Genomic DNA, 21,692 nt, shown 5'->3' on the forward strand with positions numbered 1-21,692 from the left:
CAAAATTACCATGTAGGAATTACTATGAAAACAATTATCAGTACAGATAACGCACCCAGTGCAATCGGCACATACAGCCAAGCGGTAAAAGTTAATAATACCGTTTACCTTTCAGGTCAGATCCCTCTTATTCCAGAGACGATGACTGTTGTTTCTGAAGACTTTACCGAGCAAACTAATCAGGTATTTAAGAACTTAGTTGCGGTATGTGAAGCCGCAGGCGGTAATATTAACGATATGGTGAAGGTAAACATTTTCATGATGGATCTCGCCAACTTCGCAACAGTAAACGAAGTAATGAGTCAATATTTTCAACAACCCTACCCAGCACGCGCTGCGGTACAAGTTTCTCGTTTACCCAAAGACGTATTAATTGAAATAGATGGCGTGATGGAATTACCTAACGTCGGCTAATTTTCGCTGTTAACTGTAAAGTATATTTTCCCTCCTTGAATTTAATGGTTGTACCTAACCGTTAAATTTAAGAGCAAATCGTCGAAAATATGTAAACAATCTCGTATAAAAAATTTGTTTAGCGATTTTTAGATGATGAACCATAAAGTGTAGATGTGAAGTGTAATGACTCCTGAAAGATTAAAAAGAATAAACGCGATGCTCGATAAACGCCAACCAGATTTAACTGTTTGTATGGAAGGTGTTCATAAGTCACATAACCTTGCCGCGGTTGTTCGCACCGCCGATGCTGTTGGCGTTAGTGATGTACATGCCATCTGGAAAAGTGATGAAATGGAAGTACGTGGCGGCAGTGCTGCGGGTAGTCAAAACTGGATTGATGTGCACAACTACACGACAACTAAAGATGCTATTGATGAATTAAAAAAGCAAGGCATGCAAATTTTAGTGACCAACCTTTCTGATAGCGCTGTAGATTTTCGTGAGATCGATTACACCAAACCAACGGCTATTATTTTAGGCCAAGAAAAGTTTGGTGCTTCAGATATTGCACTTGCAATGGCCGATCAAGATATTGTTATTCCTATGGTTGGCATGGTGCAATCGTTAAACGTTTCTGTCGCCTCTTCTGTGGTTTTGTATGAAGCGCAACGTCAGCGTCAATTAGCTGGAATGTATGACACTGCTCGAATTGATGATAATCGCCGTCAGCGTTTCTTATTTGAAGGTGGTCATCCTATTTTTGCCGAGGCATGCAAACGTAAGGGCTTACCTTATCCTGTGATTGATGAAGAGGGACAAATCATTGCCTCTGAATCATGGTGGGAACAGATGCAAATGACTCAAGCAGCTTGGAAAGCATTAGATAATTAATCGACAGCATTGCTGAAATTTTATAGCTAAGCCCTTAAATATGCCGTTTAGGTGATTTGACTATATGATAAAAGGACAATAACTTAGTGTCAAAAGGGCTAGCCAAACTCGCACAAATAGCCATCACCAGCTTAAAAGGTGTTGGTCCAAGCATGGCAGAAAAACTTGAAAAAGTTGGCTTGCGCTCACTACAAGATTTACTTTTTCATTTACCCAATCGTTATGAAGACCGGACTCGTGTTACCGCAATACGAGACTGTTTCCCTGGCGTTTTCACTAATATTATTGGTGAAATCACCGGTAGCCAAATCATTAATGGCAAGGGACGTATGTTACTGGTTACCGTTCAAGATGCTTCAGGAACCGTAAACTTACGTTTTTTTCGCTTTAGCGCTGCACAAAAAAATAGCTTAGCATTGGGGCTGAACATTCGCTGTTATGGTGAAATTAAACGTGGCGCTCGTGGTTTTGAAATAATTCATCCTGAGTATAAATCCCTTGATGAAGACCAAGCTTTAACCGAGGTAGAAGAAACACTAACCCCTGTTTACCCAACGACTGAAGGCTTACGACAAATAACTTTACGTAACTTAACCGAGCAAGCGTTAATTAGATTAGAACGAGGCCAAGTTGAAGAGTTATTACCTGAGGAGTTTAATTTGCAAAATTATTCTCTCGCGCAAGCTTTGGCGCTTATTCATCGTCCGCCCCCTGAAACTTCAGTAATACAGTTGGAAGAGGGTAAGCATCCAGCACAGTTACGATTAATAAAAGAAGAATTATTGGCGCATAATTTAAGTATGCTGAAATTACGCCAGTCTAGTGATGCTCATCGTTCAATATCTTTAATCGATGATAAAGTACTCAGTGATAAGTTTTTAGCCTCATTACCTTTTTCACCCACCAATGCTCAAGTAAGAGTGGTACAAGAAATTCGTCAGGACCTGATGAAAACTCAGCCAATGATGCGCTTAGTACAAGGTGATGTGGGTTCAGGAAAAACCTTAGTTGCGGCACTTGCGGCACTCACTGCTATCAGTAAAGGCTTTCAGGTTGCCTTAATGGCGCCAACAGAAATATTAGCAGAACAACATGCCCTTAATTTTAAAAACTGGTTTGAACCGCTTGATATCAGCGTCGGCTGGCTAGCTGGAAAAACGAAGGCAAAAGCAAGACGTAGCGCACTAGAGCATATCGAAAATGGTAGTATGCAGATGATTGTCGGTACCCATGCTTTATTTCAAGATAAAGTTATCTTTCATAATTTAACACTGATTATTATTGATGAACAACATCGCTTTGGTGTACATCAGCGTTTATCACTGCGCGAGAAAGGCGCTTTTGAGGGTAATTATCCGCATCAATTGATTATGACAGCAACTCCGATCCCTCGCACTTTAGCCATGACTGCCTATGCCGATTTAGACACCTCTATTATTGATGAACTTCCCCCAGGAAGAACCCCGATAAATACCATCGCCTTACCTGACACACGCCGTGAAGATGTAGTTGAACGCATTCGAAAAGGCTGCGTAGAAGACAATCGACAAGCTTATTGGGTGTGTACATTAATTGAAGAGTCTGAAGTATTACAATGCCAAGCAGCAGAAGATACGGCGGTGTATTTACAAGAGCAGCTAACAGAATTAAAAATTGGTTTGATACACGGAAGAATGAAAGCCGCTGAAAAACAGTCAGTAATGGAAACGTTTAAAAAAGGCGAACTAGACTTATTGGTGGCGACAACCGTTATTGAGGTCGGTGTTGATGTGCCCAATTCGAGCTTAATGGTCATTGAAAACCCTGAACGGTTAGGCTTGGCGCAACTCCATCAGCTACGTGGTCGTGTAGGAAGAGGTACAGTCGCTTCACATTGTGTCTTAATGTATAAAAGCCCACTCTCTAAAACCGCAACCAAACGCTTAGCGGTATTACGTGAAAGTAATGACGGCTTTGTTATCGCACAAAAAGACTTAGAAATACGAGGTCCAGGTGAATTTTTAGGTACCAAGCAAACGGGTCTCGCCGATCTAAAAATAGCAGACTTGCTCAGAGATGCGCATTTAATTCCAGAAGTACAGCAACATGCTTATCTTATTTGGAAAAAACACCCACAAAATGCCCAAGCGATTATTCAGCGTTGGATGGGCGATCGCGAATACTTTACCAATGCTTAAGCTGCTTTATATAGAAATAAAACAACTAAGCAAAAACGAAAAGCCTAAATTACTTTCTTATTATTCTCAATAAACACAAGCTCAACAATAAACCAAAGCTTATTGCTCCTCCACCTGAGGTTTTCACTTTTGCTGGTGCGGTAACAACAACAGCAGGTGCTTTACTAACTGTAATGCTCTTGGTCGTTTTAACGCTAAGGCCTGTGCTATCCATTACCGTTAATTCAACACTATAGGTACCAGCCTGAGTAAAAGTGTGACTAGGGTTTTGTATGTTACTGGTACTATTATCATCAAAATTCCAAGCATAACTATATTGTGAATCGCCCCCGACTGGACTTGAAGTAAAGGTCACCACTAAATCATTAGCTGAATGAGAAAATGAAACGCTTAAATCAGACGCTTCCGAAGAGCTTGAAAGTGTTACGGTTGCCGAAGTACTATCAGAGCTCTGCAAGTCGACCTTCATGCTAAAGTCGAGTTTGGGTAGTATAACACCAGACTCAGGTTGACTTGGCGAAGAGTAATCATTGGAATCGCTAAAAAAACTCTTTGCAACATTATGCACATCACCGTTAAAAGGTTGTTGGTCGTATAAACTAAATGCAGCGTCGTGTATCTGATATGCCGAATTTCTGTTACTGCCATTAGACGCCTTTACTAAGTTTTGATCCGCATCAACCACACCAATAAATAACTGGCCAGCATGCTCGTCTACCTTATTATCAGCAATATTTTCATTACGATACCAAAGCAAAACGCCCGCATCATAGCCGATATTTTTTAAGCGACTATCAACACTGGTATGACTGCGTAATTGAACATAATAGTAATGGGGCAAACCGGCAATTTTATCAGCTAAACGGCTAAACCCTGAAAGTGTAGCTTGATTTTCTTCTTCGCCATCGACAGCAAAGATCTCACTCGCACCATTGAATACTTTTATTTCATCTGCGACAAAGCCATAACCACCTTCCGCTTGATCGGTAACATAATTAATTTTAATGACAACACTTTGTCCAGCAAAACTAGCAAGATCAAAGGTTAAATCAGTCCATTTTAAATCACCTTCTGCATTGGCAATATCGGCTGAATTTCCGCTGATATATTCACCTATGCTTGGGTAATACGGATTGCTATTTTTGCTGTGATTTCCCTTAATTACGGTGTCGTTTACTAATACCTGCAGGTAATCATAGTCTTGTTCTATTTCCCAGCGTGCCTTCATCGACAATGTCGGGGTACCTGCTGGCAAGTCGACAGAGAACGACATACTGTTTTCCAACATATCACCCTTATTAGAATAAAATTGATATTCTCCCGCGTAGGCTGCTGGAAAATCTAATACAGATGGCGGTAAGTTCACCTTAATCTGGTTAACCGCAGTATGATCAACGGTACTAACCAAGGAGATACTCTCATTGTTTAATGTCGCAAAATCAACTTGCCGTTGAGTTATCCAGTTGCCTTGATAACGCTCCTGTAGATAATCACGGGCCAGAGGACTAAAAGCAGACGGGCGAGTTCCTGCTGGAGAACCGAGCCAAGTACCAGAAGCCATAACTGACCACTCTGAAACAGGCGCCCCAATATCACTACTATCGATATCATATTCGTCAAGTAAACCTAAATCATGACCAAATTCATGGACAACAACGCCGGGAGCCGCATCAATCGGATTAATAGTATAACCAAACGCTTTTATCTCAGAACCGGGAATAGTAGCTGGTTGATCACCCGTATCATTGAGCACAAAACTTCGATGTGACCAAATAGCATCTTCGGCTAAATTACCACCACCCGCTTCCTCACCGATACTCGCATGGAAAAGCATAATATGATCAATAATACCGTCAGGTTCATTAACATTTCCGTCTCCGTCAAAATCAAATAAATCAGTTTTGTCGTAAGGGGATAAATCTAAGCCATTAGCAACAAGTTGTGTAACTGCTTCAACAACAAGCGCCTTAACATTTTGATCATTTTCGGTTTCTTCGTCGTTGCTACCATAATAACTGGCATTATTTTCTGCAGTCACCCACCCCTTAACTTGGCCGGTAAAAAAGAATTTCTGACCAGACTCATGTTGATAATATTGATAAGCCGATTCAATATTTTGTCCTGATGGACCATCAAATCCACTCGCAGAAAATAAAAGCTCATTATAATGGGCAGGCGAATAATTCGCATAAAACATATCGGTATCATTCGCTGATAAACCATTATCGTTATGCTTTAAATCATTAAAATCGATCAGTATCGCTAAAACATTAACCGTGGTTTCAACGTCAGCATCTGCCGTTTCTTGTAATAAATAATGGGCTATTTGCGTTTTTTTCAACTGACTATTGAAGCCCATCTTTTTACGGCGTTCTCCACTACTAAAACGTTCAGCGGCTACCACTTTTTTTGATAAGGCCTGAGGCAAAACTTTAGGTTGAAATGATTTTTTTATCAGATAGTTAGACAGTGCTTGTTTTTTTTGTTGGTCAGTGGCGTTTATTGACAATTCGCCTCTTTTTTCTAACCAATAGAGAATACGCTCTTTGTTAATAACACCAGCATCTGCTGGTGCACTTTTTGAAAAACGTTTTATATCATCAATATTTTCTGCTCGTAAAGGCAGCTGACTTATTAAGACCAACAAAGCTAATAGATAGGGTATCTTCATGAGTTTTCCTTGTGTAACTTGTTATTTAGCACAGTTTTTCAAAGCCGCGTTTTTCTTACGAATATAGTTATTAACTGCATGATCTATTTCTTCATTAGATAATGAGCCATCAATTTTACCATTGGCAATTAACCGCTCTTTTAACTTTTGCGTGTTCTTAAGTGGTGGTATCGTTGACTGACGACAAACAATTTTTTTTATAATAACTTGTTCGCTGCTATTTTTAGCGGTTAGTGGTGCTGATGTTTGCTGACACCCCAGTAATAAAGTCATCACGACCCCTAAATAAAATTTCATAACATCGCCGTATATAACAATAATAATAACCATAATACAGCATATTAATTAGTGGATAAAGTTTAACCAGCACAGTCCATTTAATAAAAAACACCACCACTTGATTTCAAGTGTTAATAATTGCTAAAAAATACGGTAAACTGTCAGTAATTTTAGTGATAAGTGAATGTTAGATGGCCGCTCAACAAGATAATCATCAAGAAAATGAATCAAATTCTTCAAGTGACAACACCACACATTTTGGCTTTCAAACGGTAGATAAAAACGAGAAAGAGTCAAAGGTTGCCAGTGTATTTCACTCTGTCGCCGCGCAATATGATGTGATGAATGACCTAATGTCTTTTGGTATTCATCGCCTTTGGAAACGCTTCACCATAGATGCTAGTGGCGTACGTCCTGGTAACAAAGTACTAGATTTAGCAGGTGGTACTGGCGATTTAACCGCAAAATTTTCACAGCTAGTTGGTCGTGAAGGCAAGGTTATTCTTGCTGATATTAATAGCTCTATGCTCAATGTTGGTCGAGATAAGTTACGTGACAAAGGTTTAGTACAAAATATTGAATACGTACAAGCCAATGCACAATACTTACCCTTTGAAGACAATACCTTTGATATTGTCACCATAGCTTTTGGTTTACGTAACGTTACGGACAAAGATATGGCGCTAAGGTCTATTTACCGCGTATTAAAACCCGGTGGTCGTTTATTGGTGCTAGAGTTTTCAAAACCAGAACATCAGTTAATCAGTAAGGCTTACGACTTTTATTCTTTTAATATTCTTCCTAAAATGGGCGAATTAGTGGCTAAAGATGGTGATAGCTATCAATATTTAGCCGAGTCTATTCGCATGCACCCTGATCAAGAAACATTAAAAGAAATGATGGATTCGGCGGGTTTTGAACAGACAAGTTTCAAAAACCTTACCGGTGGTGTTGTTGCTCTGCACAAAGGGTATAAATTTTAATCGTGACAAACTTCAGTAGTCAGTTAATGTTTCAACAAACGCTTTGTTCAACCGTAGAGTTTGCCTTTAATCAGGCACTCGCAATCAATGTTAAGGGTGCCGGTGTTTTGCAGACCTTAGAAGAAAAAACATTGACCATTTTATTAACTGAGTTAGGTTTTCCACTAAGTTTCTCTGTTAATAACAACAAAGTGTTAGTGACTGGCCTAACTGAACGTAGCGACTGTACAATAAATACGAGTATAAAAACCTTACGTGAACTAAAGAAAGAGCAACAAATTACGGAGTTAATCAAGCAAGAGAAACTCGATGTTCAAGGTGACATTAAAGTTGCTCAACAGTTTGCTAATATTGCCCAATCATTAGAAATCGATTGGCAAAGCGAAATTGCTCAGCATATTGGTGATATTCCTACTTATAAGTTGTCGCAGTTAGGTAAGCGCTGGGCGAAAAAAATTAATTTTGCCACACAACAGATACAAGCAGACGCCAGCGAATGGCTAGTGCATGAAAAACGCTTAGTGGTCACAGCCAGTCAACTCGGTAGTTTTAGTGAACAGGTTACTGAAATAACTAAGCAAACAAATACAGTAGCGGAACGTATTCAGCGACTTGCTGAAAAAATAATTCCCTCAACTTAATTCTCAAGGAACATTGTGAGCAGTTTACGACTTTATCGCATCATTAAAACATTTCTTCAATTTGGTCTTGATGAACTGATCCCAAGCCATATGATACCTTGGTATGCAAAATTCATTCGCTTTACATTATTCTGGTTACGTAATAAACACCAAGATAAGCCTTCAGCCTTGCGACTTCGCCTAGCGATTGAATCTTTAGGTCCGGTGTTTGTAAAGTTTGGCCAGATGTTGTCAACCCGTCGTGACTTACTTCCTGAAGATTTTGCCAACGAACTGGCATTACTGCAAGATCAAGTACCTGCTTTTGATGGTGAATTAGCCAAAGCTATTGTTTTAGAAGCCATAGGTGAAGAAACATTTAATCAGCATTTTAGTGATTTTAATAGTAAACCTCTTGCTTCGGCGTCAATTGCCCAAGTGCATACAGCCACCTTGCTGCAAGACGGACAACCTTTTGAAGTAGTCCTTAAAGTTTTACGCCCCAACATTACTGAGACAATTTTAGCTGACGTAAAAGTCATGTCGCTATTTGCGGGTGTTGTCGCTAAATTTTTACCTGATGGTAAACGACTACGCCCAAAAGAGGTCGTTAATGAATACCGAAAAACGATTGTTGACGAACTAGATCTCAACCGTGAAGCCGCGAATGCAACCTTATTAAAGCACAATTTTTCCCAGGGTAATGCTAGCGATAGCGTATTATATGTGCCCAAAGTTTATAGTGATTTTAGCCATGAAAACGTGATGGTTATGGAACGTATTTATGGTATTGGCGTTGGAGAGATAGCGACACTTCAAGGGCTTGGCGTAGACATGAAATTACTTGCTGAACGTGGTGTTGAAGTGTTTTTTACTCAAGTATTTCGTGACAGTTTTTTTCATGCTGATATGCATCCAGGCAATGTTTTTGTCGATGCAACAAACCCTGCTGATCCAACATGGATAGCGATAGATTGTGGTATTTGTGGTACGTTAAACCGTGAAGATAAACGCTACTTGGCCGAAAATTTTGTCGCGTTTTTCAATAGAGATTATCGGAAAGTTGCCGAGCTTCATGTCGACTCTGGCTGGGTACCAAGCGAGACCAGTGTTGATGAGTTTGAATTTGCTATTCGCACCGTTTGCGAACCAATATTCAACAAACCTTTATCAGAAATATCTTTTGGGCAAGTGCTGGTAAGCCTTTTTAACACCGCCAGACGATTCAATATGGAAGTACAACCACAATTAGTTTTATTACAGAAAACCTTACTCTATATCGAAGGCTTAGGCCGACAACTATACCCACAACTCGACTTATGGCAAACCGCTAAACCTTTCTTAGAGAATTGGGTAAAACAGCAAATGGGTGTTAAAGCCGTATTCAATAAGATAAAAGAGAATCTACCTTTTTGGAATGAAAAACTGCCTGAAATGCCAGACCTGCTTTATGATTATTTAAAAACGACCCAAGTAACCCGTCAAAAGCAAATGCACTTATTCACTGAATTAAAAACGCAGCAACACAAAAATCATAAAGTTATTATTGGTACTTTGCTTTTTAGTACCTTATGTATTTGTGCAGCCATTATATTTCACTAATACCTGCTTCAACTGTCTGAGTAGATATCAGTAATGAGGTTATCTCACATTAACTTAAGCTGAGATAATTACTTAAGGAGTTATCCGTTCGAGGACTAAATCTAAGTTGACGTTATCGGCTTGAGACGAAATAATTTTTTTGAGACGACAAAGCATTATTATTTTGTGCCTATTTGAGGTCTTAACTACTAGTGTTATAAAGGCCGCTAACCAACAATATAATCGCTAACGTAACGACCTTTAACGACGACTAAAAATAGTCCGTTTTTCCACCATTGCTGCCAGTCAATTTTAAATTATTAACGATCACTCTGTGCGCTAAGCGGAATAAAATTAATTATTTTCTCGTATGTCCGCTTTGTGATCCGATAGTAGATGATGTGTAAGTAATGGCATAAGATTACAAGTCAATTATTAGGTGGTGAATATGTGTCGTTCTTGATGGTTTTTGACGATGTAGAAATAGTTAGTCACAACAATTAATTACACTACTGAAATGGCTGTTTTGGGAGCTTTAAGCTTCATTTTTTTCAATAATTTATCTATAGCTTTAAGTGGCATTAAGTTAGCTAATGCTCTTTTTATTATAAAACCAACAATTTAATGATTTTATTCTGTCTGGTTATTTTACAGTTAATATATGGATATTCACTCTATACTTTATATCATACTGAAATGATTAGGTAATATTGACTTGGTGTGTTTTTTGCTTTGCAGGATATAACGTTAAGTGATGACCTTTCACTTTTAGCAATTACCTTCGAATATTGTTGCGAAGGGATTAAAAGGAATATCAAATGAAATTTAAGTTTTTAAATACCAGTTTAGTAAGTTTAATACTGTCTGCTGGTTGTTTAGTTAATATCAGCCATGCTGGACTTATCACACTAGGTGATTCACTTTCTGGTGGCGGTGTAGATGGTTGGCAAGCCATTATGGTAATCAATGAAAATGATGCTTATACAAATACTTCAGGTACTACTGAACTTGTAACGCTTAGTAATTTCAACTTCACTGTTGGCAATTATCGTGGTCAGGTAACACCTTTTGTCGTAAAAATTAATAATGCGACAACCAACGACTTTACTCTTATGGCCATTGGTGACACACGGTATTCAGGTTTAGATTATTTTGGCTTAGGTGATGTTAGTTTCGGTTTTTCTGCAGCATTGAACCAATTTAGCTTGGCTGCTGGTGAGACCATCACTTCTGGTTTTCTTGATGCAGATGCTAATGGTGTTAGTTCTGGTAGCGTAATCCCTTTTATAGGTGGAGACTCTTTATTTCTTACTGGAGGAAGTGGTAACTCACAATCAGGTAACTTAAGCCAAGGTGTTGGTAATTCTCCAACATTTGGTGCATCTACTTTTAATAATGGCTTAAGTCGTGATTATAGCTATAATATCACCGCAGAAATTAGTTCGGTGCCAGAACCTACAACACTTGCTATTTTTGCATTAGGAATGATCGGTTTAGCATCACGTCGATTGAAGAAAAAATCTTAATTTTTCGTTAAACTTTTATTCTATAAAACATCAATTGTAATGATTGATGTTTTTTTGTTTCTGATTTCTGGTTATTTCATTATTTAAACTAGTGCTATTTTTTAAAAAACGTCAGCTTTATAATACAAAGAAGTCATTAAAATGTAGAACTGCTGCCTCAACTTTATATCTCGAAAGTGGCATTAGTTAGCGTTAATAGGTGAAGTACCAAAGGCAGCAATGAACTTGAAGTGGACGTTGTAATTTATGCGTTATTAGCCTTCACAAATCGCAACGTTATTTTTACAAGCCCGTAAAATAATGAATAGGAAACCCACCAACAATAAATTATATCTGTTGAGCTGTTTTAATTTTAGATGACCTTATTGTATGTCTAACATTTCAACTTATATTCTGACCAATGCAAAGTATTACCTAACAAAACGACACTGCCAGAAACAATCAAGATTGCTGTACTCAAAATACCCGTCATAATGATACATTCCGCTATACCGCCATCGTCACAATCTCCTAGCTCCCCCATTTGAGTGGATTTTAAGGTTAGTTTTTTTGTCACCATATCGCAGTCATAATAGTAAGGCTGGTCAGGTGAAGAAGAAGGAACGAATGCACATGAACTGACGGAAATTCCCATAAAACAACTCAACAGCACTTTCTTTAAACTCATCAACTGCGATATCCATATAATTAATTTTTCATTAAAAGTTTGACCAATAAAAGACTTATCAGCTTTTATTAAGTTAGAGGTCGAACTTTGTGTAAATTAATTATAATAAAATACAAAACATTAACTGTTCAGCTTTTGTATTTCATTTGTTTAACTTTGTAAGATTATTTTAATTTTCATGGCAAATTTTTAATAAAAAATAACGCCTCATTGAAGCAAAGAGGCGTTATTTTATTATCATTAATGGCGGGCTTAATTGAAGTTTTTCTATTTTAGCTACCTTTAGCCAAAACATAAAAAGTACTTATTTGTTTTTATTCTTGAGCATATCACGCAAATTCGCCACACCCATTTTAGTGGTTTTGTCTTTGTGCTCTTGGCTTTTTTTAGTTTCTGTTAGCTCCCAACTTAAATCGTCTTGCGGTAATTCGTGTAAAAATCGACTCGCTTCGGTGCGAGAAACTTCACCATATTGTCGGCGCTCTTTGGCATAAGTAAAAATCAATTCACGTTGCGCACGGGTAATTCCCACATAAGCCAATCGACGCTCTTCTTCAACGTTACCTTCGTCCATACTTGTTTGGTGTGGCAATAAACCTTCTTCCATGCCAATCAAGAAGACATAAGGAAATTCTAGCCCCTTAGAAGCGTGTAGTGTCATTAATTGTACTTGGTCAGCATCATCTTCATCTTCGCCACGTTCCATCATATCGCGCAAGGTTAAGCGGGTTACAATGGCTGGCAATAACATAGGCTCTTCTTCTTCATCCCCTTCAAGCATATTAGTTACCCAACTAAAAAGTTGCGTAACGTTTTTCATGCGCATTTCTGCTGCTTTCGGGCTAGGCGAAGTGTCGTACAGCCAATCTTCATAATTTATTTCACGGATCATCGCTCTAAGCACGGCAGGAGTATCACCTCGCTCCGCGTGATCGCCAGTTTCAACTAACCAACGAGTAAACCTTTGCACATGCACTAAACCACGACCGGTTAAATGCTGTTCAAGCCCCAACTCAAAACTAGCGGCGAACATACTTATTTGCCGCATATTGGCGTAATTACCCAGTTTTTCTAGTGTCGTGGGTCCAATCTCTCTGCGTGGTACATTAACTATTCTTAGAAATGCATTGTCATCATCAGGGTTCACCAGAACACGTAAAAATGCCATCATGTCTTTAATTTCGCTGCGAGAGAAGAATGAAGTCCCGCCGCTGATCTTATAAGGAATACGGTTAAGCATTAATGCTTTTTCTAATAAGCGCGATTGATGATTACCACGATATAAGATCGCATAATTTTTAAATTTACTTTTGTTTAAGAACTTATGACCAATTAACTCACCGACCACTCGTTCAATTTCATGCTCTTCATTTTTCGCTTGAATAACGCGCAGTTCAACGCCGTAAGCCAACTCACTAAACAACGCTTTGTCGTAAACATGAGGATTGTTCGCGATTAAAGTATTCGCACACTTAAGAATACGACCACTTGAGCGATAATTTTGTTCTAACTTAATCAACTTAAGTTGCGGAAAATCTTCTCCGAGTAAAACAAGGTTTTGCGGTTTCGCACCACGCCATGAATATATAGATTGATCGTCATCGCCAACAACCGTTAACAAGGCCCGTTCACCCGCAATTAATTTTACTAACTCATATTGGCTGGCATTGGTATCTTGATATTCATCAACCAATAAGTACTGAATTTTTTTCTGCCAGCGTGCTTTAACGTCAGGAAAGTTTTTTAATAACAAGGTAGGGATTAAAATTAAGTCATCGAAATCAAGCGCGTTATAGGCCTTCATATGTTTTTGATAGAGCTGGTAAAATTCAGCAAACATCGTGGTATCTGCATCACCAGCCATTTTTATCGCGGAGTCAGGTAACATTAAGTCATTTTTCCAATTGGAAATCATGCTCTGTAATTTACTCAGTAAATCTTTATCACCATCAAGCTCATCATGTGTTAATTCTTTTAATAAAGACAACGTGTCTTGGTCGTCAAATAAGGTAAAACCGGGTTTATAACCTAAGGTTTTAATTTCTTTACGAATAATATCAAGACCCAGCGAGTGAAAAGTCGAAACGGTGAGACCTCGCGTTAAACTTTTGTCCATCATCTTAATCACACGTTCTTTCATTTCTCGTGCGGCTTTATTGGTAAAGGTTACTGCCGCAATATTACGAGCTTTGTAATCACATTTTTCAATAAGATAAGCAATTTTCTTACAGATAACCCCTGTTTTACCACTACCCGCGCCGGCTAAGACTAAGCAGGGGCCAGTAACATATTTTACCGCTTCATTTTGTCCGGGGTTAAGTTTCATAGTGTTCAGTTTTTCAGATAATTAGATTTTCAGGGCGATGATTTTACCTTGTTTGCTCTATATCGTATATACCCGCGCACAGGTCAAACTCTACATTGTTAAATATCTTGTAGTTAATAAATTAGCCATTGGCAAAACCATTAAATACATTACAATGAGCTCATTGATGAACTAAGGATAATGATTATGTTTAACGCTAAAAAGATTGAAGAAATCGCCAAACAAGTTTCTGATGCAATTCCACCTAAATTCAAAGATATAGCTGCAGATATTGAAGAAAAAACCAAAGTGGTGTTACAACGAAAATTAACACAGCTTGACGTAGTTTCTCGTGAAGAGTTTGATGTTCAAACACAAGTATTATTAAAAACACGTCAGAAACTGGCTGAGTTAGAAAATAAGCTCGCTGAAATCGAAACTAAGTTAGCTGAATAAAGTCACAAATAGCGATAAGTTATTATCGGTACAACTAACTTATCGCTTCTAAGAGTATGACTAAGTGACTATTTTATATATACGCCGCTCTAAAATAAAGCCCATAATTCCCATGAAAAACAAGAATACACCCGCTATTCGTAGCCATGCATTTATTGGCTGAGCAATCATTTTTTCACTATCAGCACGATAAAGCCGAAGACCTTTTGGTAATGTTACTACATAGTTTTTCCCTAAGAATTTCTCAGACAATATGAATTTTTCGTCCTTACGTTGTGTCATCTCCATCTTCTTTTTATAGTAAAGCTGGTTTTTTACATCTTCTCGCGGGATCATCTTCTCCCAATCATCAAATATATCTTTTGGCTCTCCCGCTAAAACAACGCCTTGAGAATAGTATCCAAACTGTACCTCTGGAAACAATATTTTACTTTGTCCGACATAGAATAAAGTAAGCGCAAGGACAATCAGTGCACTGCATATATAAAGATAACGCCTTTGATTTAACATTTGTGATTGCTGTTGCTGCTTTAACCAATGCTCTATATCAGGTATTTGCTTAAGCTGAGACTCAGCGTAGCGTCTGTCGAATGCAGCTATAAAATCAGCTAAAGATAACTCATAAGCGGCTAATAACCTTCTAAAAATATCATTTGATGGCATTGACTTATCATTTTCTAACTTTGATAAATAAGATTGCTCTATTCCCGTTAAATCAGCTAAATCAGGCTGACTTAATGCTTTTTCATTTCTAAGTTTTTTTAACTGTTCACCAAGCGTCATTTGCTTTTCCTTTTTAGATTAAGTATTAAAATGCCGTCGACAGCAGACTTATTCTTGGTTATTCCTGCAATAATATAAAGGTGAATATTTAAGAATATTGTTGAATATAGAAATGTTGTTAGGGTTATTTGACATAAATGTTTATTGTCATTGCTTACCCATAAAAAAGCAGCCACCGGCTGCTTTTTTATTTTAAGGATAAACTTAATTTAATTGATATCTTTTAGTTTCTCAATATATTGTAGCTTCTCAATATTTAGCATAACGCGGCAATAGAATTCTTCGGGACAAAAAGGTTTTCGTAGAAAATCATCGGCACCATTTTTAATGAATCGTGCTGATTGAAAACTCTTTTCTGAACTCGCTACCGCTATAATGATTAACTCATTAATTGGGTGTTTGGCTCTAATTTTATGCACTAATTCTAAGCCACTCACCCCGGTTAAATCTTGCTCAAGGATCACAATTTTTATATCTGGTTGCTCCTCAAGCTTTTTAATTGCTTTGGTACCATCTTCAACATCATAAACTGTAAAGTTTCTTCGTTTAAGTAACTGACAAACATGATTTCTTGAGGCTAAAGAATCATCAACGACTAAAACACCAATTTTTGGGTTATGAAGTTGACCATGAAGGATTCGAAGTAAGTAATGATAAGCCTGAGCATTCGTTTTTGTAATGTAATCAATAATGGGTTGGTTAAGTAATTTCTTATGTGTAGCGTCATCAATTCGGCCCGTCATGATAATACTGGGAATATTGTGCTGAACAATATAGGGAACAACTTCACCATTAGGCGCATCAGGTAAACCATAATCAAGCGTCGCTAAGAAAAAACTATGTTCTTGGGCGAGCAACACTTTAACATGAGCAAAGGTGTGAGCGATGGTCACGGAATATCCTAAGGAAACAGCAATTTTTTCAATAACTAGCGCAATTGACTTACTGTCCTCAACAACGAGCAATCTTTTTTGGGTCATATAAAACTCACTCGCATTAGTAAAACTTAATTATAAATTACTATACCTGAGAGTTTCACTAAGTAAACTTATATTACCTGGTGGCTCTTCTTTGCTTAACTGCTTCTGCTAAACAAAGAGAATTGTCGTCATTAAAGTAAACAATAAAACAAGTTAATCTATCTTCTTTATGTAACAAGCAGCCAATGGCTGCTTGTTAACTTTTAAAGGTAAACTCGCTTCAATTTACCACAGGTTACAACTTCATTGGCTGCATTTGTTTATAGGTTAGGCTACGCCATAACCATTCCATGGGACCAAAGCGGTAGCGGTTTAACCACCATTTAGATAATATTATTTGAGTCACTATAATGGCTATAACAATAAGCATTTGCGGTGCTCTTGATATCTCACCGTATTGCCCTCCCGCATAACCATAAAAGATACTCGTTAAAATAACTGAGTGCATTAAATAATTGGTTAATGCCATTTGCCCCATGGGTGAAAATGCGACAAAAAACTGCTGCCACTTTTGTTTGTTTAACGCACAAACAACGAGACCTAAATATCCTGCCGAGAGTAAATATTGGCCGATATAAAAAAGTGTTTGCCCAACACCTTGCAGCATGACTGAAATAGCTGCGGCAGGGTGTTGAATAATTAAGATGCTAGCAACATTTAATGGAATACCAACGCATAAACCAACTTTAGCCAAGAGACTAAAAAATTTATGATGCTCTTGGTGTTTGGTTATTTTTTCTGTCACCACCAGCCAAAAACCTAAAATAAATATTGGTATTAAAACGAACAACGACATAATAGGCGTGAACATCAACATAAATCCCAGAAAGCCAAGCCGGTATTCTGTAGCTTGCCAATAACTATTTTGCATAAAGGCACTATCTTCTTCAGCAATATCCGCCTGTAATGCTTTACGTTGCTCAATAGTTTCAGCAATAGTGATTTCTCTCAGTTCTTCATCGGTAAGTATAGCTTCTTCAGCACTAGACTCTTCACTATCAATAGCATCGTTCTTTTCTAATATAACATCAGTATTTGTCAGTAATTGCTGTTCAACTGCTGTATATATATCAAGGTCGTTTTGCCATATTTCTTGATACTTAGACTCGTTAAAAACCATGCCCAATATAGAACCCAAAAAACTCACCAGAAAAAGAGGAATCATTAGCCACATTAAGGCTAGTTTTAAATAAGCTTTTGGGTCTTCTGTTTTTTTATAGGTAACCCAAGCTAATAGGATTAAACCCGCGATAGCGTACTGGTGTAAAATATCACCGCCCCATAAAAAAATCATATGGGCTATACCGATGAGCAGCAATACCAACATACGACGAACAAACCAAGCACCAAAGGGTCGACCTGCATCTTTGGCACGTAACAACATAACAGCAAAGCCCATTCCAAAGATAAGGGCGAATAATTTATAAAATTTACCTTCAACAAAACAACGAATTAACCAACCAATTGCATGGTCAATACCCGTTAATGTTGTATCGTGTCCGCCTAAAGAAATAATTGCACGGTTAAACCATTCAATATTCATCAATAAAATACCAACGAGAGCTAGGCCGCGTAAAATATCTAAGGCATCAACACGTTTATGTTTATCCAAGGGTTTTAACTTAGAGGGGGGTATTACCGATTCATCTTCTTGGCTTACTTGCATCATGAATTGTCCATATAGTTTTTATGGATATAGAATAAACTAATTTTTCTGCAATTGAAAAGTATAAAATATAAGAAGCCACTTCAATTAAAGTGGCTTTAGTATATGATCAGTAAAGGTTATTTAAATAATCGCTCGATTTAATTTAAAAATGCTTGATAGGCTTTATTTTCGGTTTCTTCTTGCCACTCATAACCTAAATCTTTTAGATGATTAAAAAAGGCAAGCTGATCATCATTCTTCACTTCAAAGCCAGCTAATACTTGACCGAAAGCCGCACCATGATTACGGTAATGAAATAAAGTAATATTCCAATGCTCACCTAAGGTATCTAAGAACTTTTCCAATGCGCCTGGATATTCAGGAAACTGAAAACGAAAAATACGCTCTGGCGTTGGTGAAGAGTTTTGGCCACCAATCATATAGCGGACATGAAGTTTAGCTAATTCGTTATCAGTAAGATCTGTTGCTCGATAATCTCTTTTAGTTAACTGTGACAGTAAGTGATTTCGATCATCTTCACCACTGGTTCTAACACCTACAAAAATATTAGCACTTTTATGGCTGCCATCGGCTTTTGTTGCATAACGGTAATTAAACTCAGTGATCACTCGTCCATCTAAGGCATGACAGAAGGTTCTAAAACTACCTTTCTTTTCTGGAATTTTTACTGCGAGCACCGCTTCTTTTTGCTCACCTAATTCACATCGCTCTGAAATATATCGTAACGTGTGAAAATTCATATTAGCGCCAGACAGAATAGCAACTAATGCTTCATCTCCAGCACTGGTTTTACAATACTTCTGTAAGCCCGCCAGTGACAATGCGCCAGCAGGTTCTGAAATCACGCGCGTCTGTTCAAAGATGTCTTTGATAGAAGTACAAATTTCATCGGTTGTTACCGTGATGACATCATCGCAATAATGTTTAATGACATTGAAGGTGTTTTCACCAATCCTCTTTACTGCAACCCCATCAGCAAACAGTCCCACTTGTTCTAAGTCGACCGGTTTACCGGCTTCCATAGCGGCTTTCAAGCAAGCAGAGTCTTCTGCTTCAACACCGATAACTTTTATATTGGGTCGTAGTTGCTTTAAATAAACCGACATACCTGCTAGTAAACCGCCACCACCGACTGGAACAAAAACAACGTCAATTTTTGGGTGCTGCTGTAAAAGTTCTTTGGCAACCGTGCCTTGTCCAGCGATAATATCGATATCATCAAAAGGAGGAACTATTGTTTTATTTTCATCTCGGGCAAAATCTAATGAAGCAACTTGCGCTTCATTGAAACTTTTACCGACTAAGCGCACTTCGGCGCCAAAACGACGTACATTATCAACTTTTATATCAGGTGTTGTTATTGGCATAACAATCGTGGCTTTAATACCGAGCTTATTTGCTGCAAGTGCCAAGCCCTGAGCATGATTACCGGCAGAAGCGGCAATCACCCCATGAATACACTGCTCTTCAGTTAAATTAACAAGCTTATTATAAGCACCACGGATCTTAAAAGAATGAACCGGTTGCTGGTCTTCACGTTTAAGGAAAATTTGATTGCCTAAACGTGATGACAACTTAGTTAATGATGTTAATTCACTTTCTATAGCAACATCATAAACGGGTGCCAATAGAATTCTTCGTAAATAGTCGAGCCCTTGTTCTTGAGTTTCTTTCGCAAGCACTAAAGCTTGCTGTTCAGCTTCAGTCATTATATTTATTCCAAAAGGTCATCAAGAAATTCACCTTACGCCCCAACTAAACCGTCAAGTAAATCACGGTTACGTACTGCACCTTTGTCAGCACTTGTTGCTAACATCGCGTAATTTTTCAAGGCATAGCTAATTGGGCGTACACGGTTAAGTGGTTTCCAAGCATCCTTGCCTTTTGCTTCCATGTTAGTGCGACGTTCAGCTAAAACTGCTTCGCTGACGTTTAATGTAATATCGCGATTAGGAATATCGATATGAATAATGTCACCTTGTTCAACTAAGGCAATCATACCGCCACTGCCAGCTTCAGGAGAAACATGGCCAATTGATAAACCAGAAGTGCCACCAGAGAAACGGCCATCGGTTAATAAGGCACATTCTTTACCTAACCCCATAGATTTTAAGTAAGTGGTTGGGTAAAGCATTTCTTGCATACCAGGACCCCCTTTAGGGCCTTCGTAACGAATAACAACCACTTCGCCAGCAACAACCTTGCCCGCTAAAATACCTGAAACCGCATCATCTTGGCTTTCAAAAACATGAGCTGGACCGGTAAAGACTAAATTATCATCTGATACACCCGCCGTTTTAACAACACAACCATCAGGGGCAATATTACCGGCTAATACCGCTAAGCCACCCTCTAATGAATACGCGTGTTCAAGTGAACGTATACAGCCGTTTTCACGATCGTCATCAACAGTATCCCAACGACAATCTTGACTAAAAGCTTTAGTGGTGCGAATGCCTGCAGGGCCTGCTCGGAAAAAGTCGATCACGCTTTGGTCTTTAGTTAACGTTATATCGTATTTTTCAAGCATTTCATCAAGTGTTAAACCCAGTACGTTTTTGATGTCCATGGTTAATAAATTAGCGCGAGCTAATTCACCTAAAATTGCAATGACACCACCAGCGCGATGTACATCTTCCATATGGTATTTAGGTGTAGAAGGAGCAACTTTACATAACTGCGGGACAACTCTTGATAAGCGATCCATATCTTTCATGGTGAAATCAATATCAGCTTCTTGCGCAGCGGCGATTAAATGCAACACGGTATTTGTTGAACCACCCATAGCAATATCTAAACAAGTGGCATTTTCGAACGCCGCTTTGTTAGCAATATTACGTGGCAACGCCGACTCGTCATTTTCTTGATAGTAGCGCTTAGTTAATTTAACAATTTCTTTACCCGCGTTTAAGAACAGTTGTTCACGGTCAGCATGGGTTGCAAGCATTGAACCGTTACCCGGTTGTGCTAAACCTAGCGCTTCTGCTAAACAGTTCATTGAATTAGCAGTGAACATCCCCGAACAAGAGCCACAAGTAGGACAAGCAGAACGTTCAACTTGGTCACTTTGCGCATCAGAGACTTTTGGGTCAGCACCTTGGATCATCGCGTCAACAAGGTCAAGTTTGATAATTTGGTTAGAAAGCTTAGTTTTACCGGCTTCCATTGGACCACCGGAAACAAAAATCACTGGAATATTTAAGCGCATAGCCGCCATTAACATGCCCGGCGTGATTTTGTCACAGTTTGAGATACAGACCATAGCATCGGCACAATGCGCATTAACCATATATTCAACCGAATCGGCAATTAAATCACGCGAAGGTAAGCTGTAAAGCATACCGCTGTGACCCATGGCAATACCATCATCAACCGCAATGGTATTAAATTCTTTAGCGACACCACCCGCTTTTTCAATAGCGCCAGCAACAAGCTGCCCCATATCTTTTAAATGTACATGACCGGGTACAAACTGAGTAAAGGAGTTAACAACCGCAATAATTGGTTTGCCAAAATCATTATCCGTCATTCCTGTTGCGCGCCATAAAGCACGAGCCCCAGCCATATTTCGGCCTTGAGTAGAAGTTGCAGATCTTAATTTAGGCATGATATTTACATTCCAATTGATAATGTGAATTAATATTGTGAAAAATTTTATTTTGAAAGCTACTGTTCCAAGAAGCTCTTAAAATAAAACCTTATCGGTTT

At 38.5% G+C, this 21,692-nt stretch carries 17 protein-coding genes; 8 read left to right on the forward strand and 9 right to left on the reverse strand.

Annotated elements, in window-relative coordinates:
• Positions 1-24 precede the first annotated feature (24 nt).
• From H4J75_RS03600 to recG, 3 genes are all read left to right on the forward strand, one after another.
• Positions 25-414: a RidA family protein gene (locus H4J75_RS03600; RefSeq protein WP_070375400.1), complete on the forward strand. Its 390-nt coding sequence runs from the start codon at positions 25-27 to the stop codon at positions 412-414.
• A 165-nt stretch (positions 415-579) separates the two neighbouring features.
• Entirely contained in the window at positions 580-1,287 is a 708-nt protein-coding gene (gene trmH, locus H4J75_RS03605) for a tRNA (guanosine(18)-2'-O)-methyltransferase TrmH (RefSeq protein WP_182221356.1), read from the forward strand.
• Between the two features lie 86 nt (positions 1,288-1,373).
• Entirely contained in the window at positions 1,374-3,464 is a 2,091-nt protein-coding gene (gene recG / locus H4J75_RS03610; RefSeq protein ID WP_182214574.1) for an ATP-dependent DNA helicase RecG, read from the forward strand.
• A gap of 49 nt (positions 3,465-3,513) precedes the next feature.
• On the opposite strand, the gene H4J75_RS03615 is transcribed toward recG, so the two are convergent.
• On the reverse strand, positions 3,514-6,135 hold the full coding sequence (locus tag H4J75_RS03615; RefSeq protein WP_182221357.1) for an immune inhibitor A domain-containing protein: 2,622 nt from the start codon (positions 6,133-6,135) through the stop codon (positions 3,514-3,516).
• Between the two features lie 21 nt (positions 6,136-6,156).
• A complete protein-coding gene (locus H4J75_RS03620; protein WP_182221358.1) occupies positions 6,157-6,432 on the reverse strand; it encodes a hypothetical protein in 276 nt (91 codons plus the stop codon).
• 173 nt (positions 6,433-6,605) lie between these two features.
• On the opposite strand from H4J75_RS03620, the gene ubiE reads away from it, so the two are divergent.
• From ubiE to H4J75_RS03640, 4 genes are all read left to right on the forward strand, one after another.
• A complete protein-coding gene (gene ubiE, locus H4J75_RS03625) occupies positions 6,606-7,397 on the forward strand; it encodes a bifunctional demethylmenaquinone methyltransferase/2-methoxy-6-polyprenyl-1,4-benzoquinol methylase UbiE (RefSeq protein WP_182221359.1) in 792 nt (263 codons plus the stop codon).
• Between the two features lie 26 nt (positions 7,398-7,423).
• On the forward strand, positions 7,424-8,038 hold the full coding sequence (locus H4J75_RS03630; RefSeq protein WP_220465225.1) for an SCP2 domain-containing protein: 615 nt from the start codon (positions 7,424-7,426) through the stop codon (positions 8,036-8,038).
• A 15-nt stretch (positions 8,039-8,053) separates the two neighbouring features.
• Complete coding sequence (ubiB, locus tag H4J75_RS03635) at positions 8,054-9,619, forward strand: ubiquinone biosynthesis regulatory protein kinase UbiB (RefSeq protein ID WP_182221361.1); 1,566 nt, start codon at positions 8,054-8,056, stop codon at positions 9,617-9,619.
• 797 nt (positions 9,620-10,416) lie between these two features.
• Positions 10,417-11,124 carry a PEP-CTERM sorting domain-containing protein gene (locus tag H4J75_RS03640; RefSeq protein WP_182221362.1) on the forward strand — a complete coding sequence of 236 codons (708 nt, stop codon included), beginning with the start codon at positions 10,417-10,419 and terminating at the stop codon, positions 11,122-11,124.
• Between the two features lie 373 nt (positions 11,125-11,497).
• On the opposite strand, the gene H4J75_RS03645 is transcribed toward H4J75_RS03640, so the two are convergent.
• Both H4J75_RS03645 and rep read right to left on the reverse strand, forming a co-directional pair.
• Positions 11,498-11,758: a hypothetical protein gene (locus H4J75_RS03645; RefSeq protein WP_182221363.1), complete on the reverse strand. Its 261-nt coding sequence runs from the start codon at positions 11,756-11,758 to the stop codon at positions 11,498-11,500.
• A 337-nt stretch (positions 11,759-12,095) separates the two neighbouring features.
• A complete protein-coding gene (gene rep / locus H4J75_RS03650; RefSeq protein ID WP_182221364.1) occupies positions 12,096-14,117 on the reverse strand; it encodes a DNA helicase Rep in 2,022 nt (673 codons plus the stop codon).
• A 186-nt stretch (positions 14,118-14,303) separates the two neighbouring features.
• Here rep and ubiK point away from each other — a divergent pair, with 186 nt between their 5' ends.
• On the forward strand, positions 14,304-14,552 hold the full coding sequence (gene ubiK, locus H4J75_RS03655; protein ID WP_070375387.1) for a ubiquinone biosynthesis accessory factor UbiK: 249 nt from the start codon (positions 14,304-14,306) through the stop codon (positions 14,550-14,552).
• A gap of 60 nt (positions 14,553-14,612) precedes the next feature.
• Here the strand turns inward: ubiK and H4J75_RS03660 are convergent, their stop codons facing one another.
• From H4J75_RS03660 to ilvD, 5 genes are all read right to left on the reverse strand, one after another.
• Complete coding sequence (locus H4J75_RS03660) at positions 14,613-15,335, reverse strand: helix-turn-helix domain-containing protein (protein ID WP_182214588.1); 723 nt, start codon at positions 15,333-15,335, stop codon at positions 14,613-14,615.
• A 209-nt stretch (positions 15,336-15,544) separates the two neighbouring features.
• On the reverse strand, positions 15,545-16,315 hold the full coding sequence (locus H4J75_RS03665; RefSeq protein ID WP_070375385.1) for a response regulator: 771 nt from the start codon (positions 16,313-16,315) through the stop codon (positions 15,545-15,547).
• A gap of 235 nt (positions 16,316-16,550) precedes the next feature.
• Positions 16,551-17,984 (reverse strand): DUF418 domain-containing protein, encoded by a 1,434-nt coding sequence (locus H4J75_RS20085; RefSeq protein ID WP_259366367.1) that lies wholly within the window; start codon positions 17,982-17,984, stop codon positions 16,551-16,553.
• 137 nt (positions 17,985-18,121) lie between these two features.
• Positions 18,122-19,693 (reverse strand): threonine ammonia-lyase, biosynthetic, encoded by a 1,572-nt coding sequence (ilvA, locus tag H4J75_RS03675; RefSeq protein ID WP_070375384.1) that lies wholly within the window; start codon positions 19,691-19,693, stop codon positions 18,122-18,124.
• Positions 19,694-19,728: 35 nt separating this feature from the next.
• Complete coding sequence (ilvD, locus tag H4J75_RS03680; RefSeq protein ID WP_070375383.1) at positions 19,729-21,591, reverse strand: dihydroxy-acid dehydratase; 1,863 nt, start codon at positions 21,589-21,591, stop codon at positions 19,729-19,731.
• Positions 21,592-21,692 lie beyond the last annotated feature (101 nt).

The sequence above is a fragment of the Colwellia sp. BRX10-1 genome (assembly GCF_014077545.1).
Lineage (GTDB): Bacteria > Pseudomonadota > Gammaproteobacteria > Enterobacterales > Alteromonadaceae > Colwellia_A.